This window comes from Nocardia anaemiae NBRC 100462, from assembly GCF_001612725.1.
In the GTDB taxonomy this organism is placed as follows: domain Bacteria; phylum Actinomycetota; class Actinomycetes; order Mycobacteriales; family Mycobacteriaceae; genus Nocardia; species Nocardia anaemiae.
Genome location: NZ_BDAZ01000029.1, coordinates 116698 through 129815 on the forward strand (window position 1 = coordinate 116698; position 13118 = coordinate 129815).

At 64.5% G+C, this 13118-nt stretch carries 12 protein-coding genes; 6 read left to right on the forward strand and 6 right to left on the reverse strand.

All coding sequences use genetic code 11. From position 1 onward, the window contains the following. The first annotated feature begins 356 nt into the window (after nt 1-356). Complete coding sequence (locus NA5_RS18915) at nt 357-986, forward strand: hypothetical protein (protein WP_157110501.1); 630 nt, start codon at nt 357-359, stop codon at nt 984-986. Nucleotides 987-1216: 230 nt separating this feature from the next. Here the strand turns inward: NA5_RS18915 and NA5_RS18925 are convergent, their stop codons facing one another. Genes NA5_RS18925 through NA5_RS18940 form a run of 4 tightly spaced genes read right to left on the reverse strand, consistent with a single transcriptional unit; the run spans nt 1217 to nt 5361 of the window. Continuing rightward, complete coding sequence (locus NA5_RS18925) at nt 1217-2308, reverse strand: ABC transporter ATP-binding protein (protein ID WP_062987841.1); 1092 nt, start codon at nt 2306-2308, stop codon at nt 1217-1219. Nucleotides 2309-2354: 46 nt separating this feature from the next. Continuing rightward, entirely contained in the window at nt 2355-3209 is an 855-nt protein-coding gene (locus NA5_RS18930; protein WP_062987843.1) for a carbohydrate ABC transporter permease, read from the reverse strand. Beyond that, nucleotides 3206-4051 carry a carbohydrate ABC transporter permease gene (locus tag NA5_RS18935; protein WP_062987977.1) on the reverse strand — a complete coding sequence of 282 codons (846 nt, stop codon included), beginning with the start codon at nt 4049-4051 and terminating at the stop codon, nt 3206-3208. Before NA5_RS18935 ends, NA5_RS18930 begins: the two co-directional genes overlap by 4 nt. A 2-nt stretch (nt 4052-4053) precedes the next feature. Beyond that, nucleotides 4054-5361: an ABC transporter substrate-binding protein gene (locus NA5_RS18940; RefSeq protein ID WP_062987845.1), complete on the reverse strand. Its 1308-nt coding sequence runs from the start codon at nt 5359-5361 to the stop codon at nt 4054-4056. Nucleotides 5362-5649: 288 nt separating this feature from the next. Between NA5_RS18940 and NA5_RS18945 the strand changes: the two genes are divergently transcribed. Together NA5_RS18945 and NA5_RS18950 are read left to right on the forward strand one after the other, a co-directional pair. Then, complete coding sequence (locus NA5_RS18945; protein WP_062987847.1) at nt 5650-5871, forward strand: hypothetical protein; 222 nt, start codon at nt 5650-5652, stop codon at nt 5869-5871. Further along, entirely contained in the window at nt 5871-7157 is a 1287-nt protein-coding gene (locus tag NA5_RS18950) for a hypothetical protein (protein ID WP_062987849.1), read from the forward strand. Before NA5_RS18945 ends, NA5_RS18950 begins: the two co-directional genes overlap by 1 nt. A gap of 4 nt (nt 7158-7161) precedes the next feature. Here the strand turns inward: NA5_RS18950 and NA5_RS18955 are convergent, their stop codons facing one another. Further along, nucleotides 7162-7524: a cupin domain-containing protein gene (locus NA5_RS18955; RefSeq protein ID WP_062987851.1), complete on the reverse strand. Its 363-nt coding sequence runs from the start codon at nt 7522-7524 to the stop codon at nt 7162-7164. 295 nt (nt 7525-7819) lie between these two features. Here NA5_RS18955 and NA5_RS18960 point away from each other — a divergent pair, with 295 nt between their 5' ends. Continuing rightward, complete coding sequence (locus NA5_RS18960; RefSeq protein ID WP_062987853.1) at nt 7820-8698, forward strand: alpha/beta fold hydrolase; 879 nt, start codon at nt 7820-7822, stop codon at nt 8696-8698. 53 nt (nt 8699-8751) lie between these two features. Continuing rightward, on the forward strand, nt 8752-9795 hold the full coding sequence (locus NA5_RS18965; protein WP_062987979.1) for a GlxA family transcriptional regulator: 1044 nt from the start codon (nt 8752-8754) through the stop codon (nt 9793-9795). On the opposite strand, the gene NA5_RS18970 is transcribed toward NA5_RS18965, so the two are convergent. After that, nucleotides 9749-11098, reverse strand: coding sequence for a lipase family protein (locus NA5_RS18970; RefSeq protein ID WP_371856438.1), 1350 nt, complete (start codon nt 11096-11098; stop codon nt 9749-9751). The genes NA5_RS18965 and NA5_RS18970 overlap by 47 nt on opposite strands. A gap of 271 nt (nt 11099-11369) precedes the next feature. On the opposite strand from NA5_RS18970, the gene NA5_RS18975 reads away from it, so the two are divergent. Further along, the gene (locus tag NA5_RS18975; RefSeq protein WP_245672291.1) at nt 11370-12926 is read left to right on the forward strand and encodes an amino acid permease; all 1557 of its coding nucleotides are present in this window, start codon (nt 11370-11372) and stop codon (nt 12924-12926) included. The last annotated feature ends 192 nt before the right edge of the window (nt 12927-13118 follow it).

Consider the following 13118-nt stretch of genomic DNA (forward strand, 5'->3'; position numbering starts at 1 on the left):
CACGGGAGACCCCAGCTACGGCTGGGGTCTTCGTGTGTCTGCGGCCTGCTTGTCATCGACATGGCGGATCAATGTCGATTCCGCACTGATGTGAGCCCAGTAACGATATCTGTTAAGCACCAGTTACCCACGTAAAAGTTCGTTACGGCCGACCTGCTGCGTTTGTGACGCCAGAACCTCCGTGTAACGATACTTTCAATCGCGAACGAACAAATCATCCCGAAGTGTTCATCCACGGCAGATACGGTTCCCATCGTCGCACCGGATATGTCTCCTTCGGTGTGTTCGTATGCGGGTGGAATCGCCGTTTGTGGCTGTCTTGCGCATGTCTGCGCGAAAAATGAGGAATGGTGCACGTGAGTGAGTTCTGGAGTCCGAGTACGTCGGCAGCTTTGGTCAGCGTCGGCATCTCACTGTATGGAGTAGTCGCATATCTGGTCGGAATTCTGGACGGCGGCACGCGACCGCGGATGGCGTCCTGGGTGGCCTGGTGTACCGCCAATACCGTATTCGCGGTGGTCGCATATATGGCGGGCGCATATCTCGCCGCCGGTATCAATGCCGCGTCGGCGAGTATGAACGTCGCGGTGATAGCTCTCGGTCTGAGCCGCGGGGTGAGTCTGCGGCCGGGGGACAATATCGATTGGGCATGTCTGCTCTCCTCCACTGCATGTGTGCTGGTCACAGTGGAAATTTCGGATAAGACCTTCGGCGCGGTGGTGGCCATCTGTGCCAACCTCATAGCCACGATTCCGACGCTGCGGCACGCCTGGTCGAAGCCTCAGGAAGAAACCTGGCAAATGTTCGCCGCGAATGCCTTCGCCGGTGCGCTCGGTGTGCTGGGAGTGCTATTGGCAAGTGGATATCAATTCGCCACCCTCGCGGGCCCGCTGATTACCGCAATCGGCAATATTACTTTGGTGTCGCTCACCATCGGTCGTGGTCGAATCGCGGAAGAAGAACCCGTGCCAGTGAGAGTTGGTTAGCTGAAATGCGATCGATAATCTCCAATATCGGCGACTGTTTCACCGACCCCGGTGAATTGACCCCGGGACAGGCACGGCGTGCGATGGCCATCCACAATATCTGTTCGCCGAGCTGCCGTATCCTGCAGCAAGCCAAACGTACTCTCGACGGCGCACTGGTATCGACAGAGGGATCGCCTGCGCAATATTCCGTCGAATTGATCGGATACGGCGAAGTCTCCACCGGATATCTACGCTGAGTCCGCCAGCAATAACCCGGTTTCCGGGTCGTACCAGCGGCACGCCTGCGCTGGCAGGTGCAGGTTCAGCGCATCGCCCTGGTCGGCCCGGAAGCCGGGCCGCGTCTGAATCTTGACGGTCTGTCCGCTGACATCGGTGGTCAGCAGGGTGGACGAGCCGAGCGGCTCCAGCACCTGGAGTTCGGCGCGCACCCAATCGGCGCCTGCCTCGTCGCCGACGACAATGGCCTCGGGTCGGATGCCGAGATCGAGCTTCTTTCCGTTGAACGATGCGAGCGCGGCGGGCACCGGCAGGGACTGGCCGCCGAGGTCGATATGCGGTCCGGCCGCGCCGGTGTCGACGATTCCGGTGAGGAAGTTCATCGGTGGGCTGCCGAGGAAGCCACCGACGAATTCGGTCGCCGGACCGTCGTAAACCGCTGTCGGCGAACCACTTTGGACGATCACCCCATCGCACATGACCGCGACGCGATCGCCGAGCGACAGCGCCTCGACCTGGTCGTGGGTGACATAGATCGTGGTGGTGCCGAGCTCGCCGACCAGCTTCTTCAACTCGGCGCGAAACGAAAGCCGTAGCAGCGCATCCAGATTGGATAGCGGCTCGTCCATGAGCAGCACATCGGCGTCCATAACGATCGCGCGCGCCACCGCGACGCGCTGGCGCTGGCCGCCGGACAACTTCGCCGGGTACCGATCCAGGTACGGTGTGAGCTGCAGCAGATCCGCGGCCCATGCGACCTTGCGCCGGATCTCCTCGGCGGGCACACCGTGCACCCGCAGGCCGAAGCCGATATTGTCGGCGACCTTCTTATTGGGGAAGACGGCATAGGACTGGAACACCATCGACAGGTTGCGCCGCCGTGGTTCCAGATAGGTGACATCCTTGCCGCCGATCACGATCTGCCCTGCATCCGGCAGTTCCAGCCCGGCGATCATGCGCAGCAGCGTCGTCTTACCGCAGCCGGACGGCCCGAGCAGCACCATGAATTCGCCGTCGGCGACCTCGAGCGAGACCCGGTCGGTGGCGCGTGTCGTGCCGCCGGGATAGGTCTTCACCAGGTCCCGCAGAATCACTTCGGCCATATGCCGTACACCTCTGTCATCCCGAGCTGTGTCATCCCAAGCAGTGTCATCTCAGCGTCGTCCCCCACATATTCACCAGGTAGCGCCGCATCACGAAGATGAAGACCAGCGCCGGAATGATCAACGCGAACCCGCCCGCGAACCGGTACGGCGTAGACGCCTCGCCGAGCGTGGTGAGCACCTGCGCGGGCAGCGTGCGATGTCCGAGCGTCACGATGGTTGCGCCGAGGATCTCGTTCCACGACAGCACGAACGTGAAGATCGACGACGCCGCGAGGCCGGGAAGCGCCAGCGGCACAACGACTTTGCGCGCGGCCTGCCAGCGTGTGCAGCCGAAGACGCGCGCCGCCTCCTCGAGGTCGGCCGGTACCGCGACGAAGATGCTCGCGGTAATGAGCACGGTGGTGGGCAGCGCGAGCGTGGAGTGTACGAGCGTCACGGCGAAGACGGTGTCGTAGACATCCAGTCGCAGAAACATCGTGGCCAGCGGCACCGACAGCACCACGATCGGCAGCGCTCGCACGAACAGGATGAAGATCTGGTAGGTGTCTTTTCCGCGGAAGGCGGTGCGAGCCAACGCGTATCCGGCCGGAGCGCCGATCACCAGCGACCAGAACACCGTGTATAGCCCGACGAGCACCGAGTTGCCCAGCGCCGGAACGGTTCCGGTCGCGCGGAAGAACGACTGCAGCGTCTCGGTGGAGAATTCACTTGGCAGCAATGGCTTCGGGAACTCGTTCAGCGCCGCGCGCGAGGACACCGCGGCGAGTCCGATCAGCACGATCGGCAGTGCCATGAACAGCGTCACCGCGATGCAAGCCACCTGCACTCCGATGGCCCGCCACCGGCGTCGGCGCAGCGGTGCGCGATCGATCGGCGGCAGCACGGTGGCCTCACTCATCGCGACCCCTCCGGTGCCCTGACGGTCCGCAGATAGAACACCGCGGTACCGAGCGAAATGGCCAGCACCACAAGCGATACGGCGCTCGCCACCGCCGGATTCTGCAGATTCGAATACCACTCGTAGGTCTCGCCGACCAGCAGCGGAAAGTCGCGGCCGGTGAGTGCCTGCGCCACGGCGAACGCCTGCAGCGCGAGGATGGTGCGCAGGATCAGCGCCACCTGCAGACTCGGTCCGAGCTGCGGCAGCGTCACATGGCGCAGCCGCTGCCAGAAGTTCGCCCCGAACACCTGCGCCGCTTCGTCGTAATCCCGTGGAATCAGCTGCACGCCCGCCACCACGATGACGAAGACCAGTGAGGTCGCCCGCCAGATCTCGGCGATCACCACCGCGAGCAGCATGGTGCCGGTGTGCTGATAGTTCAGCCACTGCACACCGTCCTCGGACAGACCGAGCCAGACCAGCAGTGAGTTCAGGTATCCGCGATTGCCGAAGATCGACAACCACACCAGTCCGGCGGCCAGTTCGGAGATCGCCAGCGGCACGCACCACAGGTAGAAGTGACCGCTGGCGAACCGCGGACGCGCCTGCATCAGCAGCGCCATACCGACCGCGAGCACCAGCTGGATCGGCACCACGATCACGATCAACAACAGCGTATTACGCAGCGCGGTAGAGAAATACGGGTCATCGAACAAGCGCTTCCAGTGCGCGAGTGTGAAGCCGTGATCGTCGCTGAACGCGTCGAAGACCGCACGCACCAATGGCCAACCGAACAACGCGGCCAGCAGCACGATCGAGGGCAGCAGCAGAATCCACGGGGAACCGAGTCGCGCTCGCATATCTACCCCACCGCGCAGATGTCGGCGACGGGATCGGGTGCCCAGCACGGCACCTTCAGCTCGTCGAGAATGCCCTGCAGCACCCGGGCCTGCTGATCGAGTGTGGCCCGAATATCGGCTCCGTCCAACACAATCGAGCGGAAGCTGTCCTTGAACACCTTGCTCACCTCACCCTCGCGCTGACCGAGACCGACCGGCGGCAGCGACAGGATCGCACCCTGCGCCTGCTGCTGCCGGTGCACGGCATCGGCCTCGAGTTTTATCGCCGGAGGCAGATCGTCCGGGATGACGGTGTCGACCGACGGGAAGAAGCCATTGGAGCGCAGCAGGTCGATCTGGGTTTCCGGTTTGGTCAGCGCGCTGATGGTGCGCTGGGCGAGTTCGGTATCGGTGCCGCCCTTGGGAATCGCGAGTCCGGCGACCACGGCCATATAGCCGAGGCCGTGTTTGCCACGTGGTGCGGGCAGCATGCGCCAGTCCCGCGGGTCGTGCTCGGGTGCGTGTACCAGGCGCACGACGTGATCCCATGCCATCCGCACCTCGCCGCTGGCCAGCGGCTCCTGCATGAAGTCGTAATTCGTACTCGACTGTGCGCAGTTGGCCCACAGTTCGCGGAAGTACTGCCAGGCCGTCACGGCCTCGGCCGAGCGGAAGCCGGTGATCTGACCACCCGTGAACGACGGCAGCAGATAGCCCTGGGTGAAGCGATGCAGCAGTCCCTTCGGCCCGGCGGGCAGTCCGAGCATCGGTCGGTTGCCATTGGCGCGACGCGCGGCGATCGCCCAGTCGAGGAACTGGTCGTAGGTCAGTGCCGTGGCGTCCGCGCCCGATGGCAGGTGTTGCAGCGCCTCGGCGTGCGCGGCGAGCAGGTAACTCGCTGTGGCCCAGGGGATGTACCACGTCCGGTCGGTACCGGCCCGCGCGAGTTGCAGGTAGGCGGCGGGCCAGCCGCGGTTGCCGAGGTCGGCGAGCAGCCCGGTGAGATCCTCGAGATAGCCGTCGGCCAGCGGTGCGATATCGCCGTGCAACCCGCCCAGCAGACCGACCTGCGTCGAACCGGCCCCGACCTGGCTGCGCACCTGACTCGCGAACGGACTCTCCTCGATGGTCACATAGCTGACGCCCGGCGCCGTCTTGCCGAGCAGGTCGCGGAACCGCTCGGCCTCGTCGGCGGGGCGGAATTGGGTTGAGAGAAAGAGCATGCCGCCACTGCCCGTGGTGGCGAAGCCGGTGCACGCGGCGGTGAGCGCGAGGGTAGCGATGCCCGCCGCGCCGAGGAACGACCGGCGCGTCAGGCCGGATGTCGGCATGGGTGGCTCCCGAGGCAGGAATGGACTCGGGTGAGCCGACACCAATCGATCATGCCCAGATACAAACAGATGTGTGCGCACAGCCGAACGCGCAACTTCCCGTGAGTGAGAACAAAACCCGAGTTGTCTTGCGGCACAAATAAAAAGGAAGTCAACCCTCTCAAAAAAGTTATGAAGATCTTTGGATAACGAATTCTTTACGCACTGCCCCGCTCGGTCGCCGAGACCCCTATGCTCGGGGCTTTCACGAGTGATCGACGTTGCGATAGAAGAAGAATGGGTAGCCCTATGACCGCCAGGACCGACCTAGAACACGAACTACGCGGGCCGCTGGCGGCAACCGGGATGATCACCGAACAGGAGGCCGCCGAACTGCTCGAGATGTTCCGCGCGGCCAAACAACTCGAGACGGCGGCGCTCATCGAGGCCATCGATGAGATGGTCGGCGCGCTGCCCCGGCCGTTCCGGGCGGTGACGAAGAAGATCATGTTCGGGAGCCGGCTCGGCTGATGAGTGATCTGGTAACCGGTGCCCAGATCGTCCTGCTGTCACGGACTTTGCACGCTCCCGTGGAGCGACTCGCGCATCTGGAGCGGTTGGGCAGTGAGAATCTGCACGAACTCCAGGAACGGCTGGCGGGGCTGATCTTCGACCAGCACAACGAGACGTTCGAGCGGATCAGCAAACTGGTGCCGATCATTCCGCTGCGCATCTCGATGCCGCTGGTGCAGCGCATCGTGCCGCCGATGATGACGGGCCGGGCCGCGGGCGCGGTCGGTGTCGATCACCCGAAGAAGGCGGCCGAGACGGTCGCCATGCTCGCGCCCGCGTATGTGGCCGACTGTGCGCCGTATATGGATCCGCGCACTGTCGGCCAGCTCGCCGAGGTTGCGCCACCGGAACCCATCGTGCGGATTCTCAATGAAATGCTGGCCCGCAAGGATTACATCACCGCCGGGCCGTTCCTCGACGCCTTCGCCACACCGACCCTGGTCGCGGCCTTCGAACAGGGCGTACTCGATGACGAGGGACTGATCTTCTCGGCCGCCTACGCCTACTCTGTCGCAGGCGTGAGCGCCATCTTCCGGCAACTGCTGGTCGGGCCGCGGCAGCGGGTCCCGCGCATGTTGCACACCGTGCTCACCGGGTCGACGGGGCTGCAGTTGGCCGCGCTGTCGACGTTCGCGCGCTGTGAGGCCGATCTGACCGCATCGATCGGCGATGTCCTGCTCAGCGTCGGGTCCACCGAAATGATCGGCAATCTCATCGCCACCTACCTGCGGGCCGGTGCCGCACCGGAGTTGCTGACATTCATCGGGCGCCTGAGTAAATGGGCATTGGGAGCCCTGGCCGCGAATCCGATCATTGCCAACGACGCGGCGCTGGCCGGACTCGTCGGCAGCCTGGAGGGTCGCATCGAATCCGAGCTGTGGCGTGGACTTTTCAGCCTGATGGCACACGCCGACGCCGCAATCCAGCGCCGGATGATAGCCCTGCTCGCGCAGATGAACGATGCGATGGTGTCCGCACTGCCCGGCATCGCCACCGACGCCCACGACTGGCCGCTGCTGCTGGACCTGATCGCCGCCGCCGACACCCCGGTTCGCGGCCGCTTCGAAACGATGTGGTCCAACCTGCCGCCGGAGCGTCGCATCGATCTGGAGCACCGCATCAGGGAACTCGGCCTCAATATCCGCCTGGCGCCGGTGACCACCACGACCCTCTCGGTGGACGAGGTGTTCTACCGCCGCCGCCAGATGCGCCGCCGCTACGACGCCGCGCCGAGTTGGGACTGAGCGCTCACCGCTTGGCGTAGTCGGCGACGCCCTGCCAGTCGAGCATGACGCAGGGTTCATCGCCAACGACCCAGGCATCGTGTCCGGGCGGGACGATCATGAAGTCGCCGGGGCCGTATTCCTGTTGTTCGCCGTCGTTCATGGCCACCATCAGTCGGCCCGAGAGGCAGTAGCCCATATGGGCCGATTCGCAGCTGTCGGTCTGGGCGATCGGCTTGACGTGCTGCGACCACCGCCAGCCGGGTTCGAAAACCGCCCGGCCGACCGGGCCGCCATCGAGATTGACCAGATCGAGTTTGCCCTTGCCATCCTCGAACAAGCGGGTCTCCTCGGGCTTGTCGAAGCTCTTGTGCACCAGTCCGGACATGGTTGTTCTCCTCGGTATCGCTGCCCCGACCCTCGATGGGGCACCACACCACCCCGCGGTGCCGCGCCATAAAATGTGACGCCTGTCACAGTTTAACGCGCAGTTCTAGCTGAAAGGTAGCTCGCGCCGAGGCGGCCGGAAAGCCGGTGCGTGCCGATGGGATCAGGCACTGACGAAATCTGCTGTCTATCTGACCGATCCGGTCGGGGCTACCGACAACAGCGCGATCGCGGCGTTCAATTCGAGCACATCGCGCGCATCGCGACCTTTCGAAAACGCCTGGAAGGTAAGACAAATGACCGAGTTCGTGACATTCGAGGAGGGGCGGATCGCCTGCGATGTCGTCGGGGACGGACCGCTGGTGCTGCTCTCGCACGGCATCGGAACTTCCCGGCACGACTACCGCCATCTCGTACCCCGGCTTATTGCCGCGGGCTACCGGGTGGTCAATGCCGACCTGCGCGGGCACGGCGAATCCAGCCCCGGCTGGCCGTCGGTGACCGGTAAGGCGGCCATCAGCCGCACGGATGTCGCGGGCGATCTGCTCAGTGTGATCCGGCATTTCGGCGGCCCGGCGGTCATCGTCGGCCACTCGCTGTCCGGCGGGGCGGCTACCATCGCCGCGGCCGAGGCGCCGGAACTGGTCACCGCCATCGTCGAGATCAACCCGTTCACCAGGAGGCAGCGACTCGATATCGCTGCCTTGTGGACGGTGCCGCGGTACCGACGCGGGCTGGTGCGGTTGCTCGGCACGCTGCTGCTCGGTTCGCCGCGGCTGTGGCGCAGGTACCTCGATATCGCGTATCCGACCAAGCCTGAGGACTTTCCGAGCTACCTCGACGGCGTGTGCACGACCCTGTGCGAACCCGGCCGGTGGCGCGAGTTCCGCAAGACCGGCAAGACAACTCCGGCCGATGCCGAGGCGGCGCTGCCGCAGGTGCACCGGCCGACGCTGGTGATCATGGGCGCCGAGGATCCCGATTTCCCGGACCCGAGGGCCGAGGCCATGGCCATCGTCGCGGCCATGCCCATGGGCATCGGCAAGGTGGCCGTGATCGAGAACGGCGGGCACTATCCGCACGCGCAATTCGGTGACCGGGTCGCCGAATTGATCATTCCGTTCCTAGGACGGCATGCCGCCGGTGTGGCCGCACCGGTCCGGCACGCGGGGTGATCGGACTGCACATTGCCGTGACAGTCCTGGGGGCGTGCGGTGATGATAGGGATGTGTCGACGCCTCGCACGGTTGTCCTCGTGGTCTACGACGGCATCCAGCTGATCGAATTGGCCGGTCCCATGGACATTTTCGGTGCGGCGAACGCTATTGTCGGCGCACCGGCCTACCGCTTGCTGACGGCGTCGCCGCGCGCGGGCGCCGTCGCGGTGGAGGGCGGTCTGACGATGAATGTCGACCATGCCCTGCCGGAGATCGCCGCCGGTGACGACGAGATCGACACCATGATCGTGATCGGCGGCAACGGCGCCTTCGTCCCATCGGTATCGGCCGAGGTGGTCCGCGAGTTGCCCGCCATTGCCCGGCGTTCGCGGCGGGTGGCGTCGGTATGCGCCGGTTCGCTCCTGCTGGCCGGGGCCGGACTGCTCGACGGCTATCGTGCGACAACGCATTGGGGCGCGTGTGCGGTGATGGCCGAGCGTTTCCCGCGGGTGCTGGTCGAACCGGACCGGATCTACGTCAACGATGGCAACCGGTGGACCTCGGCGGGGGTCACCGCGAGTATCGATCTCGCGCTGGCCCTGGTCGAGGCCGATCACGGCACCGAGGTGGCGCAGTTGATCGCCCGATGGTTCGTCGTTTTCACCCGAAGACCGGGCGGCCAAGCGCAATTCAGCGCTCAACTACGTGCGCAACCCGCCCGTACCCCGGCTATCCGAGCCGTACAGCAATGGTTGCCCGATCATTTGGACGAAGATCTGAGCGTGGCCGCGTTGGCGGCGCGAGCCGGTCTGAGCGAGCGCGCCTTCGCCCGCGCCTTCCGTGCTGAAACGGGCAGTACCCCAGCCGCTTTCGTAGAGAATCTGCGGGTCGAGGCGGCCCGGCGACTACTGGAGACGACGGACCTGACTGTGCTCGCGATCGCCAAGGCAGTCGGCTACAAACACGGAGAGACGCTGCATCGGGTCTTCTCCCGGCAGCTGGCCACCACACCCGACCGTTACCGGCAGCATTTCGCAACCGGCGGATCGAGTTCGGACACAGACGATTTCAGCTTCCGGGAAAGCCGGGCGGCAGCGGCTGGAAATCCGCCTTGAACCTCGGTCCGGGCGGCAGGCCGCGCAGCACCGCGCTGGTCCAGACGACGGCGGGCGGCCAGCCGGTGACGGCATTGACGATGTGTTCGGGCACGGGAACGGTGTAGAAGCGCAGGTCCGCGCCACGCTCCCAGTAGCTTTGGACGGTCGGCAGGACAACCGACGGTGGAATCAGTTCATCCCACAGTCCGTGCCACCACAGGATCGGCGTATCCGGGAGGTATTTGCCCAAGCTGTTGTCCCGCAGTACCCGAAGGACCTCCTGGGACGACTCCAGTGACTTGCCCGGTTGGTAGTAGGCACTGATGGGGCGATAGATACCGGTGAGGGCAATGGTTGCGTAGCAACGACTTTGGACGTCCCGGATGATCTGCTGCCCCTCGGCGGTCAGCAGATCGGCGGGATCGAAGACGTCCGGATACTCCCGGGCCAGACTCGCGAAACCGAGCCACATGGTGAAGTTGCTCGTACCGGTGAGCCCGGGTTCGGCTCGGGTCGCATACCTGGCCTCCGCCACCAGGTCGCCAGGTGTGCCGCCGATGGTGGTGCCGAGCAGCCGCACATCGGGTGCGTAGCTCGCGCGCAACTCCGCCGCGCGAAGGGAACCCGAACCGCCGCCGGAATATCCGTACAGCGCGATGCCGGAATCGGTGAGTCCGAGGGCGGGATCGTTCTTCATGGCGCGCAGGCTGTCGAGGACCATCTTGCCCTCGGCATAGGTGTTGAAGGTATTGAACTTTCCGTCGAAATCCGGCACGTTGATCGCGAAACCCTCTGCCAGCCAATAGATCACCAGCGCGGACTCTTTCATGGTGCCGGTCTGCATGGTATGCGAGGGATTGCACGACGAATCGGTGGAGTCGATCGCCTCTTGGTAGGACAGCACCGGCCGCGGGCTGCCTTGCCACGGAATACCGGGCACCACAATGGTTGTCGCGGTGACGATCGGATTGTCGTGCACATCGTTCGAGCGGAACAGCAGCTGCTTGGTGTACACCGGGAAGGGGATGCCGAGCACCCGCGTCTGCACTTCGCGGCTGCGCACGATCTGGCCCGGCTGATACGACGCGAGATCCGCGGGATCGTCGTACCACGGGTCCTGATCCGGTGCCGGGATCGGCAACAGATCGTAGATCTGCGGCTCCGTCGGCAATTGCGGCAGCTGATTCTGGTCCGGGGGGAAATTCGGCGGGAATGCCGGATCGGCGGCCGCCACCCCGGCACTGCCGATCGCCGGACCCGCTGCCACCGCCAGAGCTGCCGTCACCGCGAGTACCGCGAGCCGCCGCCGAGATCGCTTCACCACATCCTCCGAATCCGCATTGATCCGCGGCCGATTATGGGTTCGGCCTGCTGGATCCAGCTCACCGCAAGTGACGGCGCGGGGCTATCGGCATGATGCAGAGCCTCGACCTCGGCTCTTGTGCAGCTGCACTAATCCGGTCGGCCAGGAGGCTTGGAATGCACGGGCTCGACAGAGTACCCGTTGAAGCTTCAAATGAAACGCGTTGAATGTACCGCTAAATAACGGTACATTGTCCGCGACATGACTTCCCGCACTGGAAGGCCTGGTCGTGATCGCAGTTCGGGGACCAGTTGAGTTATCGGCGCTCGCAGAAGCGCTGCATGCCGAGGATGTCGGTTATCGCAGATCGCTGCGCGCGCGCCAAGTGCAGATGATCGCGATCGGCGGGGTGATCGGCACCGGGCTATTTCTCGGTGCCGGTGGCCGCCTGGCCAGCGCTGGACCGGGATTGTTCCTGGTGTATGCGCTGTGTGGCGTATTCGTCTTCTTCATCCTGCGCGCGCTCGGCGAACTGGTACTGCATCGGCCCTCCGCCGGATCGTTCGTCTCCTATGCGCGCGAGTTCTATGGGGAGAAGCTGGCTTTCGCGGTCGGGTGGACCTACTTCTTCCACTGGTGTATGACCGGGATCGTCGATATCACCGCCATCGCCAGCTATGCGCACTATTGGGGAGCGTTCGGGGGCGTCCCGCACTGGGTGATCGCGCTGATCGCCCTGATCGCGGTGGTGAGTACCAACCTCATCTCGGTGCGCTGGTTCGGCGAACTCGAGTTCTGGGTGGCGCTGATCAAAGTCGTTGCGCTGGCGGGCTTTATGCTCATCGGCACGATATTCCTGGTGGGCCGCTTCAAGATTCAGGGTGCCTCGACAGGTGTTGGTGTGATCACCCACCACGGCGGCTTGTTCCCGGCTGGACTGTTACCGCTGGTGACGGTGACCACCGGTGTCGTATTCGCCTATGCCGCGGTCGAACTGGTCGGCATCGCGGCCGGTGAGGCCGAGCATCCGGAGACGATCATGCCGCGGTCGATCAACTCCGTCATCGCCCGCATCGGACTGTTCTACGTCGGATCCCTGGTACTGCTCGGATTGCTGTTGCCCTATACGGTCTTTCGGGCCGGTGAGAGTCCGTTCGTCACGTTCTTCGCGAAAATCGGTGTGCCAGCGGCCGGTTCGGTCATGAATCTGATCGTGCTCACCGCCGCCTTTTCCAGTCTCAATGCCGGGCTGTACTCGACCGGCCGGATTCTGCGTTCGATGTCGATGAACGGCAGCGCACCCGGTGTGGCCTCGCGCATGTCGCGGACGGGCGTACCGTACGTGGGCATTCTCGCCACCGGCGCGATCGCCCTGATCGGTGTCGGACTCGACGCGGTTGTGCCGGACAAGGCCTTCGAGATCGTGCTGAACGTATCGGCCCTCGGCACCATTGTGTCGTGGACCGCGGTCGTGCTCTGTCACCTGCGACTCTGGCGCGAGTGGCGTCGCGGCCTGGCCTGGCGTCCGGCCTCGCGACTACCCGGCGCTCCCTATACCGATGTGGCGACTCTGATCTTCCTCGCCACCGTGGTAATCCTGATGGCCTGTAGCGGCGATATGGTCCAGCGCACCGCCGTACTCGCCATGCTGGTAATCATGGGCCCGGCCCTGATCGGGGGCTGGTTCCTGGCCCGCCGAAAAGTATTGCGAATAGCGCGCATTCGCCAACATCACACCGGCCAATTTCCGGTAGTGGCCGAGCGTCCGCCCCTGGGGCCGTCCGCCGAACCGGAAGTGATCATCGAGGCCCCCAAGTCGCGCTACGCCAATCCGGATCCGCTCTAGTAGCCGCATCCCGTGCGGCCATCCGTGTCGCAATAGTGGCGTCCGCACCCGACCATGCGTCGGGCCGCGCAAATATTCCGCGACCCAGCGGGGCTAACAAACGGTGAACAGCCGCGGTCGCGGTGGAGGCGAAAAGCCTACGGGCTCTGTTGGTTTCGCTGTGCGCTGTTCACTGACACGAGGGGGTGCGTT

What these genes read in the sequence shown, in the direction of transcription:
- NA5_RS18925 (WP_062987841.1), bottom strand. Translation starts at nt 2,308, where the DNA reads ATGGCCGAAGTGATTCTGCGGGACCTGGTGAAGACCTATCCCGGCGGC.
- NA5_RS18930 (WP_062987843.1), bottom strand. Translation starts at nt 3,209, where the DNA reads ATGAGTGAGGCCACCGTGCTGCCGCCGATCGATCGCGCACCGCTGCGC.
- NA5_RS18935 (WP_062987977.1), bottom strand. Translation starts at nt 4,051, where the DNA reads ATGCGAGCGCGACTCGGTTCCCCGTGGATTCTGCTGCTGCCCTCGATC.
- NA5_RS18940 (WP_062987845.1), bottom strand. Translation starts at nt 5,361, where the DNA reads ATGCCGACATCCGGCCTGACGCGCCGGTCGTTCCTCGGCGCGGCGGGC.
- NA5_RS18945 (WP_062987847.1), top strand. Translation starts at nt 5,650, where the DNA reads ATGACCGCCAGGACCGACCTAGAACACGAACTACGCGGGCCGCTGGCG.
- NA5_RS18950 (WP_062987849.1), top strand. Translation starts at nt 5,871, where the DNA reads ATGAGTGATCTGGTAACCGGTGCCCAGATCGTCCTGCTGTCACGGACT.
- NA5_RS18955 (WP_062987851.1), bottom strand. Translation starts at nt 7,524, where the DNA reads ATGTCCGGACTGGTGCACAAGAGCTTCGACAAGCCCGAGGAGACCCGC.
- NA5_RS18960 (WP_062987853.1), top strand. Translation starts at nt 7,820, where the DNA reads ATGACCGAGTTCGTGACATTCGAGGAGGGGCGGATCGCCTGCGATGTC.